The organism is Amycolatopsis sp. (assembly GCF_035546795.1).
Classification (GTDB): Bacteria; Actinomycetota; Actinomycetes; order Mycobacteriales; family Pseudonocardiaceae; genus Amycolatopsis_E.
Genome location: NZ_DASZWC010000001.1, coordinates 199,877 through 218,197 on the forward strand (window position 1 = coordinate 199,877; position 18,321 = coordinate 218,197).

Annotated in this window: 17 protein-coding genes; 9 read left to right on the forward strand and 8 right to left on the reverse strand. The window is 71.2% G+C overall.

Annotation, left to right across the window (positions count from 1 at the left end; all coding sequences use genetic code 11):
• Positions 1 to 10 precede the first annotated feature (10 nt).
• Complete coding sequence (locus VHD82_RS01065; protein WP_325695955.1) at positions 11 to 1,102, reverse strand: ScyD/ScyE family protein; 1,092 nt, start codon at positions 1,100 to 1,102, stop codon at positions 11 to 13.
• 166 nt (positions 1,103 to 1,268) lie between these two features.
• On the opposite strand from VHD82_RS01065, the gene VHD82_RS01070 reads away from it, so the two are divergent.
• The gene (locus VHD82_RS01070; protein WP_325695957.1) at positions 1,269 to 2,192 is read left to right on the forward strand and encodes a hypothetical protein; all 924 of its coding nucleotides are present in this window, start codon (positions 1,269 to 1,271) and stop codon (positions 2,190 to 2,192) included.
• A 55-nt stretch (positions 2,193 to 2,247) separates the two neighbouring features.
• Here the strand turns inward: VHD82_RS01070 and VHD82_RS01075 are convergent, their stop codons facing one another.
• From VHD82_RS01075 to VHD82_RS01085, 3 genes are all read right to left on the reverse strand, one after another.
• Complete coding sequence (locus tag VHD82_RS01075; RefSeq protein WP_325695958.1) at positions 2,248 to 3,381, reverse strand: hypothetical protein; 1,134 nt, start codon at positions 3,379 to 3,381, stop codon at positions 2,248 to 2,250.
• 270 nt (positions 3,382 to 3,651) lie between these two features.
• Positions 3,652 to 4,824, reverse strand: coding sequence for an MFS transporter (locus VHD82_RS01080; protein ID WP_325695960.1), 1,173 nt, complete (start codon positions 4,822 to 4,824; stop codon positions 3,652 to 3,654).
• A 225-nt stretch (positions 4,825 to 5,049) separates the two neighbouring features.
• The gene (locus VHD82_RS01085; RefSeq protein WP_325695962.1) at positions 5,050 to 5,355 is read right to left on the reverse strand and encodes a hypothetical protein; all 306 of its coding nucleotides are present in this window, start codon (positions 5,353 to 5,355) and stop codon (positions 5,050 to 5,052) included.
• A gap of 218 nt (positions 5,356 to 5,573) precedes the next feature.
• On the opposite strand from VHD82_RS01085, the gene VHD82_RS01090 reads away from it, so the two are divergent.
• The 4 genes from VHD82_RS01090 to rho all read left to right on the forward strand — a co-directional run bounded on the left by VHD82_RS01090 (position 5,574) and on the right by rho (position 9,836).
• Positions 5,574 to 5,849, forward strand: a complete 276-nt coding sequence (locus VHD82_RS01090) for a hypothetical protein (RefSeq protein ID WP_325695964.1) — start codon at positions 5,574 to 5,576, stop codon at positions 5,847 to 5,849.
• Between the two features lie 89 nt (positions 5,850 to 5,938).
• On the forward strand, positions 5,939 to 6,985 hold the full coding sequence (locus tag VHD82_RS01095) for an LLM class flavin-dependent oxidoreductase (protein ID WP_325695965.1): 1,047 nt from the start codon (positions 5,939 to 5,941) through the stop codon (positions 6,983 to 6,985).
• Entirely contained in the window at positions 6,969 to 8,345 is a 1,377-nt protein-coding gene (locus VHD82_RS01100) for an NtaA/DmoA family FMN-dependent monooxygenase (protein ID WP_325695967.1), read from the forward strand. Before VHD82_RS01095 ends, VHD82_RS01100 begins: the two co-directional genes overlap by 17 nt.
• Before the next feature lie 423 nt (positions 8,346 to 8,768).
• On the forward strand, positions 8,769 to 9,836 hold the full coding sequence (rho, locus tag VHD82_RS01105) for a transcription termination factor Rho (RefSeq protein ID WP_325695969.1): 1,068 nt from the start codon (positions 8,769 to 8,771) through the stop codon (positions 9,834 to 9,836).
• Positions 9,837 to 9,847: 11 nt separating this feature from the next.
• On the opposite strand, the gene VHD82_RS01110 is transcribed toward rho, so the two are convergent.
• From VHD82_RS01110 to VHD82_RS01120, 3 genes are all read right to left on the reverse strand, one after another.
• Complete coding sequence (locus VHD82_RS01110; RefSeq protein WP_325695971.1) at positions 9,848 to 12,022, reverse strand: FUSC family protein; 2,175 nt, start codon at positions 12,020 to 12,022, stop codon at positions 9,848 to 9,850.
• Positions 12,023 to 12,071: 49 nt separating this feature from the next.
• The gene (locus VHD82_RS01115; protein ID WP_325695973.1) at positions 12,072 to 12,485 is read right to left on the reverse strand and encodes a nitroreductase family deazaflavin-dependent oxidoreductase; all 414 of its coding nucleotides are present in this window, start codon (positions 12,483 to 12,485) and stop codon (positions 12,072 to 12,074) included.
• 159 nt (positions 12,486 to 12,644) lie between these two features.
• Positions 12,645 to 13,694: an NAD(P)-dependent alcohol dehydrogenase gene (locus tag VHD82_RS01120; protein ID WP_325695975.1), complete on the reverse strand. Its 1,050-nt coding sequence runs from the start codon at positions 13,692 to 13,694 to the stop codon at positions 12,645 to 12,647.
• A 105-nt stretch (positions 13,695 to 13,799) separates the two neighbouring features.
• Here VHD82_RS01120 and VHD82_RS01125 point away from each other — a divergent pair, with 105 nt between their 5' ends.
• The 4 genes from VHD82_RS01125 to VHD82_RS01140 all read left to right on the forward strand — a co-directional run bounded on the left by VHD82_RS01125 (position 13,800) and on the right by VHD82_RS01140 (position 17,626).
• Complete coding sequence (locus VHD82_RS01125; protein WP_414637414.1) at positions 13,800 to 14,387, forward strand: TetR/AcrR family transcriptional regulator; 588 nt, start codon at positions 13,800 to 13,802, stop codon at positions 14,385 to 14,387.
• Between the two features lie 312 nt (positions 14,388 to 14,699).
• A complete protein-coding gene (gene fadD8, locus VHD82_RS01130) occupies positions 14,700 to 16,337 on the forward strand; it encodes a fatty-acid--CoA ligase FadD8 (protein WP_325695980.1) in 1,638 nt (545 codons plus the stop codon).
• Positions 16,338 to 16,405: 68 nt separating this feature from the next.
• Entirely contained in the window at positions 16,406 to 16,960 is a 555-nt protein-coding gene (locus tag VHD82_RS01135; RefSeq protein ID WP_325695982.1) for a metallophosphoesterase family protein, read from the forward strand.
• A gap of 57 nt (positions 16,961 to 17,017) precedes the next feature.
• Positions 17,018 to 17,626, forward strand: a complete 609-nt coding sequence (locus VHD82_RS01140) for a dihydrofolate reductase family protein (RefSeq protein WP_325695984.1) — start codon at positions 17,018 to 17,020, stop codon at positions 17,624 to 17,626.
• On the opposite strand, the gene VHD82_RS01145 is transcribed toward VHD82_RS01140, so the two are convergent.
• Positions 17,627 to 18,307 (reverse strand): hypothetical protein, encoded by a 681-nt coding sequence (locus VHD82_RS01145; protein WP_325695986.1) that lies wholly within the window; start codon positions 18,305 to 18,307, stop codon positions 17,627 to 17,629.
• Positions 18,308 to 18,321 lie beyond the last annotated feature (14 nt).

Genomic DNA, 18,321 nt, shown 5'->3' on the forward strand with positions numbered 1-18,321 from the left:
CGTCGAGAGTTCACAACCGGATGCGGACGATGGAACCGGCCGGGCCGGGGCAAGCGCCGCAGTTCGACACGTAGGCGTTGCCGTCCTTCAGTGCCAGGCCGCCCGGCAGGGTCAGGTTCTGCGAAACGACCTGCGGCGGACCATGCCGGTCCACCCGCAACAGCGCGCCCGACGGGTCGGTCTCGGCGCCGAGCAGACCGTTCCGCGCGATCTCCAGCACGTACAGCCTGCCGTGGTCGAAACCGAGATCGATGATGTTGGTGAACCCTTGCGCGTACACCTGCGGCGCGTGCCCAGGCACCACGCGCCACACCCGCGCCGCGCCCTGCTGGAACGGGAAGCCCGTCAGCTCACCGACGTAGAGCGCGCCGTCGGGGCCACGGACGACCGAGGTCGGCACGGCCTGCATCGGGATCTTCGTGCCCGGCGGCAGGCCGAGCTGCGGGGGCGCGTCGACCAGCCGGTCCGGGAAGGTCGCGATCGTGGTGATCCGGCCGTCGGACCCGGCCCACAGCAGGTCGTTCCCGCCCGCGTCGGCCACCGCCCGGCCGCCGGGCAGCGCCTCCACGGAGTTCGGGTTCGTGTCCACCTCGCCACCGTCCGGGTTCGCCCGCACCTCGTAGCCCGAAATGTCCGCGGCCGGTTTTCCGTTGCGCAGCAACAAACCCAGCTGCTGCCCGGCCGGGGGCAGCTGCGGCCGCACCGTCGCCGGGTTCCCGCCGAGCCCGACCGTCACGTACATCCCGCCGTTGCCCTGCAAGGACACGTCGGACGGGCCGATCGCGTTCGCGCCACCCGGACCGGCCAGCGACGGCAGGCCCGTCAGCACGCGTTTCTGACCGTGGTGGCCGATCCGCGTCACCGAACCACTGGTGCCGAAGCAGACCTGCCCGCCTTCGGGCCCGGGCAGGCAGGGGCCCGAACCACCGGTGCCGGCCTCGGCGACGTAGAGCGCGCCGTCCGGGGCGAAAGCCAATCCCCGCGGGGCGTTCAGGCCGCCGGCTATCGTCGATGGCTGCGCTCCGCCCGCTTGGGCGGTCGCCGGAATGAGCACTGCCGCGAACGCGGTCACGGCAGTCACCAAGAGTCGGGTCGTTCGCATGGTCCCGTCCTTTCGCGCCGTTTGTCCCCTCTTCGGAGACGAACGTGCCGCGAAAGGCGTTACTGTCCGGTTTCACGAGGGTGAATTTCCCCGCCGGACAGCGAATCACGGCCCGCGCCACCCCGTGGGAACCTTCCGGCATGGCCACACTGGCACAGTTGTGGCCATGCCGGACGACTTGCCGGACTGGTTACCCGGATGGTGCCTGGACCACCTCGGCAGCGAACCTGCCGGGGTGCTGTTCCGGCTGCGGCAGCTGTCAGCGGTTTTCGCACTCCGGTTGACCGATGGCGCCCCTGTGGTCATCAAGGCACGCCCCGACGACGGCCGGGCCGCGTCTTGTGTCGCGGCGCAGGCCCGGCTCGCCGGGAACGGATTCCCCTGCGCACGGCCCCTCACGCCGGTGGTGCGCGTCGGTTCGCTGGGCGTGCACGCCGAGGAGTTCCGGCCCGGGGGCGAGATGTTGCGCGGAGACTCGCCGGAGGTGGCCGTGCGCTACGCCGACGTGTTCGCCCGGCTGATGGCCGGGCTCGCCGACCTCCGCGTCGCGCCTCCGCTGCCGAATCCGCGCTGGGCACGTTGGGACCACTCGGATCCCGGGCTGTGGCCGGCGATCGGTTTCCTCGACGACCGGGACCAGAGCGTCGTGCCCGCGCACGTCACGGACACGGCGGAGCGGGCACGGCGGCGGCTGCTGGCCGCTGACCTGCCGTGCGTGCTGGGCCACGCGGACTTCGAGGCACAGAATCTGAGCTGGCACGGGACACGGGTGTGGACGGTGCACGACTGGGACAGCCTGGCCTGGCAGCCGGAGGCCTCGCTGGTGGGTGCCGCGAGCGGGACCTTCGCCGGAGCCCGGCCGGCGACGCTGGCGCCCGTCGGGAGTTCGGCCGCGTTCCTGGCGTCCTATCAGGACATTCGGGGACGTCGGTTCACCGCCGCGGAACTGGAGGTCGCCTGGGCGGCCGGCCTGTGGCCGGCGGCGCACAACGCCCGCTGGGAAGCACTCCACGGCCAGGCCCCGGTCTCCGGCGACGCACTCCGGGAGCAGGCGCCCGAACGACTTCTCCGCGCCGGGGTCCACAACTGACACTGCGTGCCGCCCCCATGAGCGGGGACGGCACGCAGTGTGGCAGAACGCGGTACTAGCGCTTCAGGTACTTCAGGGTCGCGGCCAGCGAGTCCGACCACGGCGACGCGAGGTCGAGGCGCCGCAGTTCGTTGGCGTGCTGGACGGCCGCCAGCTCCGCCATCAGCCGGGCACGCATCCGGTCGTCGTGCGCCACGTTCGCGGAACGCAGCGCCCGGTCCAGCCGGGCCTTGCGGAACGGGGTGAACCAGGACGCGCGGGCCAGGTGCGCGGCGCGCCGCGCCGCACGGTCGCGGGTGCGGGCGAGCGCGTCACGCTCGTCGTCGCCGAGGCCGAGCCGGGAAAGAAAGCGCTCTTTCAGTTCACGGCTGACCCGGGCCCAGGTGGTGACCCGCTGCCGGCCGTGCCGGAGCTCGATGCCGAGCGCGAGGTGCAGCATGACCACGCCGAGCACCGGGCCGAGGGTGACGCGCGCCAGGCCGGACACGGGGCCGGCCAGGTCGAACGCCATGTAGCCGGACGCGGCGCACAGCGCCCACAGGATCAGCCGGGCGGGTCCCGGCTTTCCGCTCGCGCTGCGGATTCCGGCGCGCATCGCGAAACCGCAGGCGATCAGCGCGACCTCGACCACGGCGAACATGGCGGCCCGCTCGTAGATGTTGACGATGCCGAGCTTCTCGCCGAAGAAGCGCCACGAGGTGTCCACCGAAACCAGCAGCGACATGAACGCCACCAGGTAGAACCCGCGCGAACCCTCCGGGGTGGTCCGCCGCTTCTTGGTGGCGGCCGGCTTCTCGTCGAGCGTCCCGGTCACCGCGGCCGCGGCGGGCTCCGCGGCGGCCTCGGGCTTGTCTTCGGTGACCGCCGTGGTCTCCCCGGCGCGGCGGTCGTCCAGTTCGGACAGCATCTCCACCGACAGCCGGGGCAGTTCCCCGGTGTCACCGAGGCCGCGCTCCTCGCGCCACTTGGCCACGTGCGCGGCCACGCCGGCACGTTCCCGTTTCGGATGGTTGACCACGCCGTAGGTCATCAGGAACGCGAGTACGTCCGATGTCGACGGTTGGTCCAGCGCCTCGCAGGCGTAGCGGACCTTCTCTTCCATGGTGTCCAACATGGTCAGTCGGGCGGCATGGGCCGCGCTGCTGAGGATGTCCGCTGACGCAGCCGGCTGGTCGCTCTCGGTTTCCATGTAGTTGTCCTTGTGAAGTTCTCGGCGGTGGGGGTCGCGAGCATAGCGGGGACGTCTTCGTCCATGACAGACGCCCCGCACCTTTTACCAGAAGCCCCGGAGAGGCCGCCGGACGGGGGGTCCTGAAAGCGCTCTCCCGAGACGGACATTCAGGTGATCGCCGACGTCGGCGGGCCTCGCCGGCGGGGCCGGGATCCCGCCGGGGCGGTTCGATCTCGCGGCCGCCACCGACGCGATCGCCAAAGCCATGACGGCCCGGCCCGGGGCCCGTCACCGCCTGGATGTCCGCGCACGTGTTCCAGGCGCGCCGGCCCGCACCGAGGGCGCCAGCGAATACACCGCGCACGCCAGCGCGGCGACGGTGAGCATCGCCAGGCGCAGGCCGATCACGCCGGCCAGGCCGCCGATGAGCACCGGTCCGACGAGGAACCCCAGGTAACCGCAGGTGGCGACCGCGGAGATCGCCATCGCCGGAGCCTCGGGCCGCGCCCGGCCCGCGGCGCTCCAGGCGAGCGGGACGATCGCCGCGACGCCGAGGCCGAGCACGGCGAAGCCTGCCACGCCGACCGCTGGCTGGGGCACGGCGGCCAGGAGCACGAACCCGCCGGCCGTGACCGCCGCCGCGACACGCATCAGACGGGCGGCACCGACCCGATCGCTCGTGCGGTCGGCGATGAGGCGGATGAAGATCATCGTGCTGGAGAAGGCGAAATAGCCGAGCGACGCCGCGGAGCCGGACGCCCCGCCGATGTCCGTGAGATACACGGCACTCCAGTCGTTCACGGCACCCTCGGCGACGAATCCGCAGAACGCGATCACGCCGAGCGGCAGCAGTACCCGGCCGGGCCTGACCAGCGCGGGCCCGCCCTGACCGGTGTCCGGGGTGGTGAAGAAGCGGGTCAGCACCGCACACAGGCCCACGGTCAGCGCGACCAGCCCGGCGGCGGGGAAGTGCACGGCCACCGGCACCCGGGCGGCCGCCGCCAGGGCCGAGACCCCGGAGCCGACGAGGCCGCCGATGTTCCAGAACGCATGGAACCCGGCGAAAATCGGGCGGCCGTAACGGTCTTCCACGCGTGCCGCGTGTGCGTTCATCGAGACGTCGAGCACGCTGTTGCCCACGCCGAGCCAGATCAGGGCCGCGGTCAGCGCGGCGACGTCGTGGGCGAGGACGACGACCCCCAGCCCCGTACCCAGCACGAGGACGCCGAGCACCGCGGCCCGGCGGCTGCCGATCTTGGTGATCAGCGGCCCCGCGGCGGCCAGCGCCAGCACAGATCCCGCGGCCAGGCCGAACAACGCGATCGCCAGCTCACCGGTACTGGCCCCGGCCTGCTGCTGCACCGCCGGGACGCGCGAAGCCCAGGTGGCGAACGAGGCGCCACAGACCGCGAACACGACGGATACCCCGGCCCTGGCGCGCTTCGCCTCCCCGTCCCCCACGGTCCCGATCCTGCCACGGCGATCGGTCGGAGGACCGGTTCTCGTTGCCGTGCCGGTCATCCAACCCGCTTGGCACGGGGGAGCCGACGATCGTCGAACACCGACAGGTGCAGCCCGACGGTCCGCGCGATCGGGGCGGGCCCGTCACCGGTCGAGATCGAGAACTGGTCACCGGGTCACCGGCCACTCCACAGTGGACACAGTCCGTCGCCGGGGCCGGGCGGGTCAGGCGAGGAACCCGGCGGGCTTCCTCCGGCTGAACCCTCCCGCGCGCCGTCCGGCCCACGCGGCGAGCGCCACCCCCGCGGCGACGACCAGCGCGGAGCCGGTCATCAGCACGACGTCGGGGCCTTCACACACGGCCGAATCGGCCGTGCAGGCGCGAAACGGACCACCCTGGCCGCCGGCGTCGAACCGCCCGGACCCGAGCAGGAACACGGCCATCGCGGTGGCGTGCACCGGGGTCAGGAGCGCCGTCACGCCCAGCGCCGCCCCCAGGCCGCGGATCCATCGCACGGTTTCGTTCGGCACGCAGGTAGAGACGCGCTTCGGGGCGGAGGGTTGTCCCGGACGCGGCTCGTGTTAGCCTGTGCCCGTGCAGCGCCTCATGATGTCCCAGCGACTCGTAGCCCGGCGCGCCGGCTGAACCAGGTCGCCGGCGCGCAGTGTCGACGATCGCGGACAAAGCCGCATCCTCCCGGGACCTGGCCCGGCTTCCAGCCAGTCTCCCTTTCCCGTGGAGTTTCGCCATGTCCTTCGGTTCCACTTCCCTCGCCACCCGGACCTCGATGCCGGTCCGGCGCCGGATCGCCGCCTACTTCGTCGGCGGGGTCGAGGAGATCCCCGGCCTGGTCACCCTGCTGGCGCACGGGGGCCGCGTCGTGCACGAGCTGTCCGTCGACATCCGGGACGGGGTCCGGGAGAGCAGCATGACGTGCGCGGTCCTGCTGCCCGCTGACGAGATCGAGCCACTGCTCACCGGCCTTCGGGGGCTTCCCGCGGTGGTCTCGGCCGAACTCACCTGAGCCTCCCACATACTGAACAGCCGGCTCCGGCCCGCCCGAACTGTTTACTGTCGATCTCGTTGACAGCAAACAGGAAATGGGGCGGAGCCATGTTTCTCGCGCTCGAGGTGGACGGGGCGGGCGCCCATCCGGCGGCCTGGCGCCTGGCCGGCCAGGCGCCCGCGGACGTGCTGAATCCACGAAAGATCCGCGACGTGGTGCGCACAGCCGAAGCAGCCGGCTTCACCTTCGTGACTTTCGCCGACTCGCCCCTGCCTCCCAGCACGGGACCCGATGTGGCCGGGCGGCTGGAGGCCGGCGCGCGAGCCGCGTACCTGAGCACGCTGACCGGGAAAATCGGCCTGGCGCCCACGATCCACACCGCCACGACGGAGCCGTTCCATGTCGCCGCTCAGCTGGCGACTCTCGACCACGCGACGCACGGCCGCGCGGCGTGGCTGGTCGGCGCGGCGCGCGGCGACGAGCTGGCGACGGTCCGCTCCGATGACGTCCCCGCGTCCGAAGCGCGCGACGTGGTCGAGGTCGTGCGGCGGCTCTGGGACTCGTGGGAGGACGACGCCGTCATCAAGGACGTCGCGACCGGCCGCTACCTCGACCCGGACAAAGTGCACCACGTCGACTTCGAGGGCGCCGCGTTTTCCGTGAAAGGCCCGCTCATCACGCCCCGCCCGCCCCAGGGACAGCCGGTGGTCATCGCGCCCGGATCGCTGGGCGTGGAGGCCGACATCGCACTGGTGACCGGACACGACCTGGCGCGCGACGCCGGGACGGCCCGGAAATCGGGTGCACCACTGGTGTTCGCCGACATCGACGTGGTCCTCGACGCGAACGAACCCGCCACGGAGCGGTTGGCGCGGCTCGACGCGGCCACCCCGTGGCCCTCGGATCGCTTACGGCACACCGGTTCCGCGGGCGACCTGAGCCGGTTGCTGAAAGAACTCGCGGATGTCGTGGACGGCGTCCGGCTGCACCCGGCGGTGCTGTCGGTCGATCTGCCGTTGCTCGCCGACTGGGTGCTGCCCGCGCTCCCGCCGCACCCACCCGCCGAAACCCTGCGCGCGACGCTCGGACTCCCCCGGCCCGCCAACCGCTTCGCCGCGACCAGCCGAAAGGGCAGCCATGTCCGAGCCGTATGACGAGAACGCGCAGGTGCACCTCGGCGTCTTCTACACCGGGGTCGGCCCGCAGTACATCTGGGCCGACCCGTCGAACGCCGAACACACCGAGATCGAGACCTATGTCGCGGTCGCCCGCACGCTCGAACGCGGCCTGTTCGACGCGTTTTTCCTCGGCGAAGGGCTGCGCGTACGGGAGAACCGCGGCCGGGTGCACTCGCTCGACGTCGCCGGGCGGCCCGACGCGATCACCCAGCTGGCCGCCCTCGCCGGCGCGACCGGGCACATCGGTCTGGTCGCGACCCAGAACGCGACCTACAACTTCCCCGCCGACCTCGCCCGCCGGCTGTCCACTTTGGACCTCCTGTCCGGCGGGCGCGCCGGCTGGAACATCGTGACCACCGACAATGCCTGGACCGGCGCCAACTTCCGCCGGGGCGGCTGGCTGCAGCACGAGCGCCGCTACGAGCGGGCGACCCAGTTCGTCGAGGCCGCCAAGGCGATCTGGGACTCGTGGGACACCGGCGCGATCGCCGGGTACGCGGAAACGGAGCGGTGGTCACGCCCCGGCTCGATCCATCCCGTCGAACGCCATACCGATCTCGTCGATCTGCGCGTCACGCCGACGCTGCCGCGCAGCCCGCAGGGCAGGCCGGTGCTGTTCCAGGCCGGCGACTCCCCCGGCGGCCGCGACCTGGCGGCCCGCCACGCCGATGTCGTGTTCTCCGCCAACACCGAATACGGCAAGGCGCTCGCCTACGCCACGGACCTGCGCGCCCGGCTCGCCGCCTACGGCCGGCCCGCCGACTCCGTCCGCATCCTGCCCGGCGCGTCCGTCGTGCTCGGCGACACCGCCGCCGAAGCGCAGGAGCGCGCGGAATGGGTCCGCCGCCAGCAGATGAACCCGCAGCGGGCGATCGCCTTCCTGGAGCAGTACTGGGGCAAGGATCTCTCGGCCTACGACCCGCACGGGCCGCTGCCGGACATCGAGCCGGTCGAGGACGAGCTGGACCCTTCGCGCGGCACCATCTCGATCGAGCACCGCACCGGAAAGCTCGACCGGATCCGCCAGTGGCGCGAGCTGGCCGCCGAGAAGCAGCTGTCGATCCACGAACTGGTGCTCGAAGTCCAGCCCCGGCAACGCGTCTTCGTCGGCACGCCGTCACAGATCGCCGACGAATGGGCGCGTTACGTCCGCACGCGGGCGGTCGACGGGTTCAACATCTCGCCACATCTCGTTCCGTCCTCTTTGGACGATATGGTCGACAAGCTGGTGCCCGAACTCCAGGACCGCGGCGTCTACCGGACGGCGTACGAAGGCACGACGCTGCGCGAGCACCTCGGCTTGCCCGGGCTCAGCGCTCCTGCTCGTCTTCGCTGAACGGGCAGCGCGGCGTGTGAGCCACGCCAGGGTCGAGGTTGCCGCTGGGCCGGGCCACTAACGCCGGAGCGGCCGAACTGGGCGAAGCCGCCGGTGCACAGGCTCGCCCCGGCCAAGCGCGTGGCCGAAGCCGCGGCGTGGGAACCCGGCCGACTTCCGCATCGCCGGTGTCCGTATCCCCAGACCAGCGCCGCCGCGGGTCCACTTCGGACAGTGACGGTGCGCCGCCCGGACGTTACCCCTGGCGGGACCCGGCTTGCGCGATACCGGAAGATCCGGCTACACTGGCAACATTCCTCACGGATGTCGGCTCGGCCGCCCGGAGGAAATTCTTCTCCCCTCACTCCCGAAGTACTTCGGGTTTGCTGTTTCCGGCGATCCGCTCACGCGTTGATCGCCCCTTCTCTCAGGAGCTGAAAACCCATGCCATACCAAGGAATTCTCGATATCCACGGCAAGTCCGCGACCCTCGGCTACGGCCCCGGCGGGCCCACCGTCCCCTGGGGACTCGTCCGCGGCCACGGCCTGCGCCGTGGCGACGAAATCGTCCTGGAGGGCGACGAACTGCTTGCCCTCAACGGCGCCCCGCCCATCCGGGACCGCCCGGTGTTCGACCGGCTCACGCCCGTCCACCCCGGCCAACGGCTTGTCCTGGAAACCGGGCGCCCGCAGCTCACGACCCGCGTGATCGACCTCGTCGCACCCATCGGCAAAGGGCAGCGCGCGCTCGTCGTCGCCCCGCCGCGCACCGGTAAAACCTCTGTGCTGCAAGCGATCGCCCACGCCGTCGCCACGAACCACCCCACCGCGCACCTCATGGTGCTGCTCGCCGACGAGCGGCCGGAAGAGGTCACCGAGATGCGCCGCACCGTGCACGGCGAAGTGGTCGCGTCGACGTTCGACCGCAAACCCGCCGAGCACACCGTCATCGCCGAGCTGGCGCTCGAACGGGCCAAACGCCTGGTGGAATCGGGCCGCGACGTGGTGCTGCTGCTCGACTCCCTGACCCGGCTCGGCCGCGCCTACAACCTGGCCGCCCGCACTTCCAGCCGCATCCTGTCCGGCGGCGTCGATGCAGGCGCGCTGCACCCGATGAAGAAAATCCTCGGTGCCGCGCGGAACATCGAAGACGGCGGGTCGCTCACCATCATCGCCACCGCGCTGGTCGGCACCGGATCCCTCGCGGACACGGTCTTCTTCGAGGAACTGAAAAGCACCGGGAACTCCGAACTGCGCCTCGACCGCACCCTCGCCGACCACCGCGTCTACCCCGCCATCGACCTGTTCGCCTCCGGCACCCGCCGGGACGAGCTGCTGCTGGCGCCCGCCGAACTGGCCGTCATGACCGAGGTCCGCCGCGCGCTCGCCGGTCAGGACCCGAAGCGCGCCACCGAACAGTTCCTCGACCAGATCCGCACCACGAAGTCCAACGCGGAATTCGTCGCACGGGTGTCCGCCTCGGTCACCGCACCGGGGGCGATGGCCGCTTGACCCGGACCGCGTCAGCGCCACCATGGCCGGTGCCGCAGATCCGCGACCAGCGTGGCCGGGGGCACGAGTTCCTGCAGGCGTTCCATCAGGTGCCGCAGGTGCTCCCCCACCCAGAGCGCGCAGGACAGATCGGCCACGCTCGCACCGGCCGAGCGGGGATCGCGGAATTCCGGCGGCGTGAGCACGGGCACCGCGCCGTGGTCGGTCCGGTCGAGCCGCGACACGAGATGGTCGTACCAGGCGGCGAGCTGACCGGCCTGGTCGGACAGCTGCGTGCGGAACCGGTCGGGCCCGGCTTCCGGGTTGGGCAATCCCGCCAGCGAGTACGCCGTCAGCCGGGCCCGCATCGTGCCCGCGACGAGGCGCCACAGATCGTCTCTCGGCAGGCGTTTTGAGCCCTGCTCGGCGAGAAACCCGCGCAACGCGTCGTCGAGGCGCACACCGGCCGCGATCGCGGCCGCGGCCCGCGGAACCGCCGTCCGGAGCCCGAGCGCCCAGTCCACCGACTCGGCGAGATACGCGCCACCCGCCCGCAACGCGTCGGCGAGATCGTCTGCCACCACCGAAGAAGCGCCGCGCGGCCAGAACACGATTCCGACGGCGAAGCTCACCGCGCAGCCGATCGCCACGTCTTCGATCCGCACCACGCCGATCTCCCAGCCCGCCGGCGCGAGGATGTTGAACAGCACCGACACCACGACCGTGAACGCCGCCTGTCCCGCCACGAACGGCAGCGCACCCGGCGCGTAGGCCGCCACGAGCACCGCGGCCGGTAGTGCGATCCACAGCGCGGCGGGCCCGGTGCCGATCACCAGCAGGAGCAACGCGCCGACCACGAACCCGATCACCGTGCCCAGCAAGGCGCGCAAAGCCGTCGCGCCCGTCGACGCGGCGCTGGTGCGCAGGACCGACAACGTGCCGAGGACGACCCAGAACCCGTGCTCGACGCCCGTGACGCCGGCGACCCCGACGGCCGCGGCCAGGGCCAAGGCGCCACGCAGGCTGTTGAGGAACCACACCGACCGCAGGCTCGCGTGCCGGGACACCACCCGCGTCGCCGCGAGAAGTCCGGCCAGCCGCCGCTCGTCGGTCGCGGCGGATTCAAAGGTCTCGCCGTACCACCGGCGTCGCGAGCCGGACACGATCGAACGGTCGGCGCGCCCGGCCACGACGAGCGTGTCCGCCATCGCGGTGTGTGCCGCGACGGCCGCGGTGCGCGCGTGGAAGGACACGTGCACGGCTTCGGCATAGCCGTCGCCGGCGTTGTCGATGCGCCGCAGGTATTCCACGCTCGCGGCGAGCCGCCGTTCGAGCGGTTCCAGGTCCACTTCCACCGCGCCGCCGCTGAGCAGGGTGCCGATGTCCCGCGTCACGGCCGCGGTTTCGGCGAGCAGGTCCCGTTCCGCCTCGGCGATGGTGCTCAGATCCCGGTATTCGCTCAGGCTGTCGGTGATCACATACGCGGCCCATTCGAGGAGCCCGACGAGGTTGTCCATCGCCTGGTCGGCGGTCGCCAGCCCGGTGGGCCGGTACGGCGTCGCGGTGAACGTGGCGAGCAGCCCGTGCTTGGCGTCGATGGACGCCGCGCGGTGTGCGGGCCCGGAGTCGCCCGCCAGTGCCGCATCGAGTTGGTCCGCCAGCGCCCGGGCGCAGCGCGCCGCCGCCTCCCGCAGGGCAGAGCCGGACGAACGCGGCGAGAGGACGAGCACCGCGACAGTGCCCGCGACGGACGCGAGCCACCAGCCGCCGAGCCTGGCCGGGATCATGTCGAGCGTGCCGGGCGAAGCCGCGGGCAGCACGTACGCAAGCAATGCGGCGTTCGCGCCGGACGCGGCGTTCGGTCCCGCCACCCCGGCGAACAGCACCACGAACGCCACCGGGACCGTGATCAGCGTGGCCAGCGGGACCGAGGAGTTCACCGCGGTGCCGATCACCACGAGCACGCTCCCCGCGAGCGCCAGCCCGAGGTGCGCGCGCACCTTGTCCTGCCACCGCCCGCCGAACGACGCCAGCACGAGCGTGGCGAAACCGCCGAACGCGGCGAACGTCGCGATCTGCGGATCGCCCAGCACGAGGTAGCCGAACGCGAACAGCCCCGGCACCACCACGGTGGCCCGGATTGCGCGCAGCGCCGAGGCCGTGGACCACACGGGCAGCCACGCCGGCCTGCCATCCGCTCGCGTCATCGCCCGAGCATAGGATCCGCGGCGCATAGTGGCCGCCGCGTATAGGTCGTTATACAGAAGGGTCGGGCCGCTCCGCCGGACGCACCGTCAAGCGCAGGAAGTCGTCCATGCTCCACCGCCGGACGACCTGGCGGCGCAGTCCGGACGTCTCGGCCAAGATCTCGTCCTTGCCGACGAACGCGGGTTCGGCGACGGCGAACTCCCGGCCCTTCCACGTGAGCGTGCCGCCGCCGGCCAGCAGATTGCGCACCCAGTCGGTTCGGCGCCCCCACGGCAGCCCGATGTAGACGGCATCCCGCGTGGACCCGATGATCGCGATCGGCGTCTGGTAAGACTTGCCCGATTTGCGGCCGCGGTGTCCGACCAGGGCCCACACCGGCAGGATCCGGCGGCCGGCGACCTTCGCGGCGATCGTGTTGGCCCTGCGCGCGAACGCAGGCGGCCCGGACTTCTCAGCGGCCATGGGCATCAGTGTGCCAGAATTCCGCGCTCGTTGAACTCCAGTCTGAGAGCGCCCTCAGCTGCCGGATTCGCCGGCAGCACAGGCGGGACAGACGGCGGCGGCCCGGCTGGCGGGCCGCCGGTTCCGGGAGGCCCGAACGGACCGGGCCTCCCGTGCCGCTCAGGCGCCGATGGTGGCGGTGTCGATCACGAAGCGGTACCGCACGTCGCTGTTCGCGACGCGCTCGTACGCGGTGTTGACCTCGTCCGCGGAGATCGTCTCGATCTCCGCGCCGATACCGTGCCCGGCGCAGAAGTCGAGCATCTCCTGCGTCTCGGCGATCCCGCCGATCATCGAGCCGGCGAGGACCTTGTTGCCACCCAACAGCGAAAAAGCGTTGTAGGACAACGGTTCCCCGGGCGCACCGACGTTGACCATCGCGCCGCCGACCCGCAGCAGGCCAAGGTAGGAGTCGACGGGGAGCCTGGCCGAGACGGTGTTGAGAATCAGGTCGAACCGGCCGCGCAACGTCTCGAAGGTGGACTCGTCGCTGGTCGCGAAGTACTCCTTCGCGCCGAGGCGCAGCCCGTCCTCCTGCTTCTTCAGGCTCTGGCTGAGCACGGTCACTTCGGCGCCCATCGCCGCCGCCAGTTTCACGGCCATGTGGCCCAGCCCGCCGAGCCCGATCACGGCGACCTTCTTGCCCGGCCCCGCGCCCCACTGGCGCAGCGGCGAGTAGGTGGTGATGCCCGCGCACAGCAGCGGCGCGGCGACGTCGAGGCCGATTCCCTCGGGAATCCGGCACACGAAGGCGTCCTTGACGACAATTTGCGTGCTGTAGCCGCCATAGGTGTTCTCGCCGTCGAAGCCGACGCCGTTGTAGGTCTGGACGTTGCCCTTCACGCAGAACTGCTCGGTGCCCGCCCGGCAGTACTCGCACTCACCACAGGAGTCGACCATGCAGCCGACTCCGACCCGGTCACCGGCCTGGTACTTCGTCACGGCCGGGCCGACCGCGGCGACGACGCCGGCGATCTCGTGCCCGGGGACCATCGGGAAGATCGCCCGCCCCCAGTCGTCCTGGGCCTGGTGGATGTCGCTGTGGCAGATCCCGGCGTAGGCGATGTCGATCAGCACATCGTCCGGCCGCAGGTCACGCCGCTCGATCGTGGTCGGCGCCAGCGGGGCGCCCGGCGACGGGACGGCGATGGCGTTCGTGGTCGTGGTCATGAACCCTCCGGTGTACGACAATGCGGGGTGTCAGGTAAGACCCCTCATACCTGCCCGACGTAAGAGGGCTCTTACATATTCCGGGCGGAAGATGTGAGCCACGACATGGGCGGCAAGTACCACCACGGCAACCTCCGTGCCGAGCTCGTTCAGGTCGCACTCGACCTGATCGCCGACCGGGGCCTGGCCGGGTTCTCCGTCGCCGAGGTCGCGCGGCGCGCGAAGGTCAGCCCCGGCGCGCCGTACCGGCATTTTCCGGAACGCGAAAGCCTGCTCGCGGCCGCCGCGGCCGCCGTCGCCTGCCAGCTCGCCGGCCGGGTCCGCACCGCGATCGCCGGCGAGGACGACCCCGCGGACGCGCTCGCCGCCGCCTTCGGCGCATACACCGGCTACCTGCTGGAACGGCGGGCCGGGATCAACCTCATTCACGCCGACGGCCTGCAGGGCCCGGAACACGCCGAGCTCCACGAGCAGACGCGCGGGCTGACCGACCAGTTCCTGATGCTGTGCCTGCAGGTATGCGACCGGCCCCAGGACGCGCTCGAACTGATGGAGCAGCTGTTCACCCAGGCGCACGGCTACGGCGTCTTCTGGCTCGACGGGGTGTTCGTGAAACAGGGCTACCCGCCGGGACTCGTGGTGGAAAAGTCGGTCCGGGCGGCGCGCGTGCTGATCGAGGGACACCGGCGGTGAAATAGATCGGGTTCCTCCTGCCGGGCACCACGGGCCGGATCGAGGTGGGCACCGGCCCGTGGTGCCCGGACCTACTCGGGGGTGCGGTGGCGACGGACGCGCGTGACCGCGCCCTGCACACCCCACCTCCGGCCCCGATTTGCGCAGTGTTCAACGGAAACCGCGGGCGCTGGGGACCGGTCCGGTGGCGGGGTGTGTGCGGCGTGGGCGCGCCGGTTCCGTTCCCGGGCGCTGGTCGCGTTATCCCTTGGCGCGCTCGCCTTCGGAACCGGCGCATTGCCCACATCTAGAACACGTTCTAGTATCACGGACGTGGCAGCGACCGACGAACGTTCCCCAGCAGACCTGACGCCAGGCCCCGAGACGACGCGCCTGGGCGTGCACAACGGCCACCTGATGGTCACCGGGCTCAACCGGCACCACGACCGGCCCGTGCTCCACCTCGACGACGTCACCCTGACCGGCGGCGAGCTGACCGCGCGGATCAGCCAGTACGTCCAAGCCTTCGAGCACCTGGACGCCGGGACCGGATCCGCGGGGGCACTGCTCGCGCTCAACGCGCCCGAGGTGCTGTTCATCCTCGGCGCAGGGCAGACGCAGGGCTACCGGCGCACCAGCCTGCACCCGCTGGGCAGCGCCGACGACCACGCGTACGTGATCAACGACGCCGGGATCACCACGCTGGTGACCGACCTGAACTTCACCGACCGCGCGATCGCACTGCTCGAGAAGTGCCCCGGGCTCGACAAGGTGCTCACGATCGGCCCGGTGCCCGAGCGCCTCGCGGCCACGCGCGCGGACACCCACGATCTGGTCGCCACCGCCGCGAAGTTCGAGCCCCGGCAGCTGAAGGCGAAGATCCTGCCGCCGGACCACATCGTCTCGATCACCTACACCGGCGGCACCACCGGCAAGCCCAAGGGCGTGATCGGCACCGCCCAGCAGATGAACACGATGACCCAGATCCAGCTGGCGGAATGGGAATGGCCGGAGAGTCCGCGGTTCCTGTTGTGCACCCCGCTCTCCCATGCCGGCGCGGCGTTCTTCGTGCCGACCGTGATCAAGGGCGGCACCCTGTTCGTCACCGCGAAGTTCGACCCGGCGCAGGTGCTGCGCACGATCGAGGAGCACCGGATCACCGCCACCATGCTGGTGCCGTCGATGATCTACGCGCTGCTCGACCACCCCGACTCGCGCACCCGCGACCTGTCGAGCCTGGAGACCGTGTACTACGGGGCGTCGGCGATCAACCCGGTCCGGCTCCGCGAGGCGATCGACCGGTTCGGGCCGATTTTCGCGCAGTACTACGGGCAGTCCGAGGCGCCGATGGCCATCACCTATCTGTCCAAAAAGGACCACATCGAGGGCGGCGAGGCGCGGCTCACCTCGTGCGGGCGGCCGTCGGCCTTCATCCGCGCGGCGCTGCTCGACGACGACGGCAATCCCGTGGCGCCGGGCGAACCCGGGGAGATCTGCGTCAGCGGCCCGCTGCTGGCCGGCGGGTACTGGCAGCTGCCGGACGCGACCGCGGAGACGTTCCGCGACGGCTGGCTGCGCACCGGCGACGTCGCACGCTCGGACAAGGACGGGTTCTGGTACATCGTCGACCGGACGAAGGACATGATCGTCACCGGCGGGTTCAACGTGTTCCCGCGCGAGGTCGAGGACGTGGTCGCCGAGCATCCCGCCGTCGCGCAGGTCGGCGTGATCGGCACGCCGGACGAGAAGTGGGGCGAAGCGGTCACCGCCATCGTCGTGCTGCGCGAAGGCCGGGAACTCGGCGGCACGGTGGTGGCGGAGATCCAGCAGATGGTGAAAGAGCGCAAGGGTTCCGTGCAATCACCGAAGCAGGTCCTCGCCGTCGACGCGCTCCCGCTGACCGGGCTCGGCAAGGTGGACAAGAAGGCCCTGCGGGCCCGGTACTGGACCGGCGGCCGCGCGGTCGGCTGACGGTCGGCGGCGGAATCCGGACCGGCTACCGTGGGGCGGATGGCTCTCGGCGACCTGGACCTCCGGCCGTGAACGTCTGGTTCACCTCGGACACACATTTCGATCACCAGCTGGTGGCGGGCCTGCGCGGGTTCGGCTCCCCCGCCGAGCATGACGCCGCCGTGGTCGAGCTGTGGAACGAGACCGTCGAACCCGGCGATCAGGTGTGGCATCTCGGCGATGTCGGCATGGGCCGCCTCGCGCGGTTCGCCGGTTCGCTGCGGCGGCTGCACGGCGAGATCCACCTGATCACCGGGAACCACGACCAGCCATGGCCCGGTTCGCGGCAGGCCCACAAGTACCAGCGCGCGTGGCTGGAGTATTTCGCGACGGTGCAGGCATTCGCGCGGCGGCGCATCGCGGGCCGGAGCGTGCTGCTGTGCCACTTCCCGTACGAAGGTGACCACACCGGCGACGACCGGGCGTCGCAGTACCGGCTGCCGGACGAGGGCCGGTGGCTGCTGCACGGCCACGTGCACAGCGAGTGGCGCCTGCGCGAGCGGCAGCTCAACGTCGGTCTCGACGTCAACGACCTGCGGCCGGTCCACCTCGACTCGATCGTCGCCGAGATCTCCGCGCGATGACTTTTCCCCGCCGCGGGGGTCTACCGTGCTGAACCGGCCCACGTTGAAGGGATACCCATGAGCCTCGTCATCTGCCGCACGTGCATCAGCCTCGACGGCTACACCGCCGCCCCCAACCAGCGGCAGGAGGAACCGTTCGGCGACGGCGGGATGCGGCTGCCGCAGTGGCAGTTCGAGACCACGCGGCCCGGTCACGAGGCCGATGCCGCGCTGCTGGACGAGTTCAACGAGGGTGTGGGCGCGTTCATCATGGGCCGCAACATGTTCGCCCCCGGCCGCGGCGCCTGGGACGAGTCGTGGACGGGCTGGTGGGGCGAGAACCCGCCGTACCACGCGCCGGTGTTCGTGCTGTCCCACTACGCGAGGGAGAGCCTGCCGATGGAAGGCGGCACCACCTTCAGCTTCGTCACCGAGGGCATCGAGTCGGCGCTGAAGCAGGCGCGCGAGGTGGCCGGCGACCGGAAGATCGTCATCGCGGGCGGGGCGAACACCATTCACCAGTACCTGGTCGCCGGCCACCTCGACGAGATGTGGCTGCACATCGTCCCGGTCACCCTCGGCGCCGGCGAGCGTCCGCTGGACAACGCCGGAAAGATCGAGTTCGAGCCGTTCGAGGTCATCGCCTCACCGACCGTCACCCACGTGAAGTACCGCGTGCTGCGGTGATCAGGAGTCCTCACCCGCCAGGCGTTTGTCGATCCTGCGGAGGCAGTCACGGGCCGCGCGCCGGACCTGTTCGGCGGGATGGCCGGCGAGCGGCGCGATGTGCCGGCGGGCCTGCCGGTTGCCGAACCGGCGGCGCGACGCCGACATCGCGTGGCGGGTGACGTCCGGGTCATCCAGCGAGCTGAGCAGCACGGCGTCGGCTTCGGGTGTCTTCACCCGCCAAAGGCAGGAGACCAGCATCTGCCGCCCCCAGCCATGGCCGGGATCCGCGGCGAGCGGGACCAGCCGCCGGAGCTGCGACCTGGTGACCAGGAAGGCCAGCACGTCGCCGACGATCCACTTGTAGTGCGGGTTCGGGGATTTCGTGAACTCGGCGACAAGGGCTCCGGTCGCGGTTCCCTTCGCCGCCTTGGTGCGCAGATGCCGGACCATCGAGCCCTTGACGTGCTCGTTGGTCATCCACGGCAGCCAGTCCAGCAGGATTTCGGTCGCGCCCGGTCCATCGAAGGCGGCCGGTTCGATGACGCCCGGCGTGACCCTGTTGACGAAGCTGCCGAAGCCGGTGCAGTCGAAACCGGCCTCGGTCAGGGCGTGGATCAGTGGGGCGGCATCGCGCCGGTACCCGGTGATCCTGTCCTGGCGGTGTCTTTCCCGCTCTTCCCGGTCTGTCACGGGGCTCATCCAACCGTCCTCGG

Bases quoted from the DNA above. Each gene is read 5' to 3' on its own strand.
- VHD82_RS01065 (WP_325695955.1), bottom strand. From the start codon at position 1,102: ATGCGAACGACCCGACTCTTGGTGACTGCCGTGACCGCGTTCGCGGCA.
- VHD82_RS01070 (WP_325695957.1), top strand. From the start codon at position 1,269: ATGCCGGACGACTTGCCGGACTGGTTACCCGGATGGTGCCTGGACCAC.
- VHD82_RS01075 (WP_325695958.1), bottom strand. From the start codon at position 3,381: ATGGAAACCGAGAGCGACCAGCCGGCTGCGTCAGCGGACATCCTCAGC.
- VHD82_RS01090 (WP_325695964.1), top strand. From the start codon at position 5,574: ATGTCCTTCGGTTCCACTTCCCTCGCCACCCGGACCTCGATGCCGGTC.
- VHD82_RS01095 (WP_325695965.1), top strand. From the start codon at position 5,939: ATGTTTCTCGCGCTCGAGGTGGACGGGGCGGGCGCCCATCCGGCGGCC.
- VHD82_RS01100 (WP_325695967.1), top strand. From the start codon at position 6,969: ATGTCCGAGCCGTATGACGAGAACGCGCAGGTGCACCTCGGCGTCTTC.
- rho (WP_325695969.1), top strand. From the start codon at position 8,769: ATGCCATACCAAGGAATTCTCGATATCCACGGCAAGTCCGCGACCCTC.
- VHD82_RS01110 (WP_325695971.1), bottom strand. From the start codon at position 12,022: ATGACGCGAGCGGATGGCAGGCCGGCGTGGCTGCCCGTGTGGTCCACG.
- VHD82_RS01115 (WP_325695973.1), bottom strand. From the start codon at position 12,485: ATGGCCGCTGAGAAGTCCGGGCCGCCTGCGTTCGCGCGCAGGGCCAAC.
- VHD82_RS01120 (WP_325695975.1), bottom strand. From the start codon at position 13,694: ATGACCACGACCACGAACGCCATCGCCGTCCCGTCGCCGGGCGCCCCG.
- VHD82_RS01125 (WP_414637414.1), top strand. From the start codon at position 13,800: ATGGGCGGCAAGTACCACCACGGCAACCTCCGTGCCGAGCTCGTTCAG.
- VHD82_RS01140 (WP_325695984.1), top strand. From the start codon at position 17,018: ATGAGCCTCGTCATCTGCCGCACGTGCATCAGCCTCGACGGCTACACC.
- VHD82_RS01145 (WP_325695986.1), bottom strand. From the start codon at position 18,307: ATGAGCCCCGTGACAGACCGGGAAGAGCGGGAAAGACACCGCCAGGAC.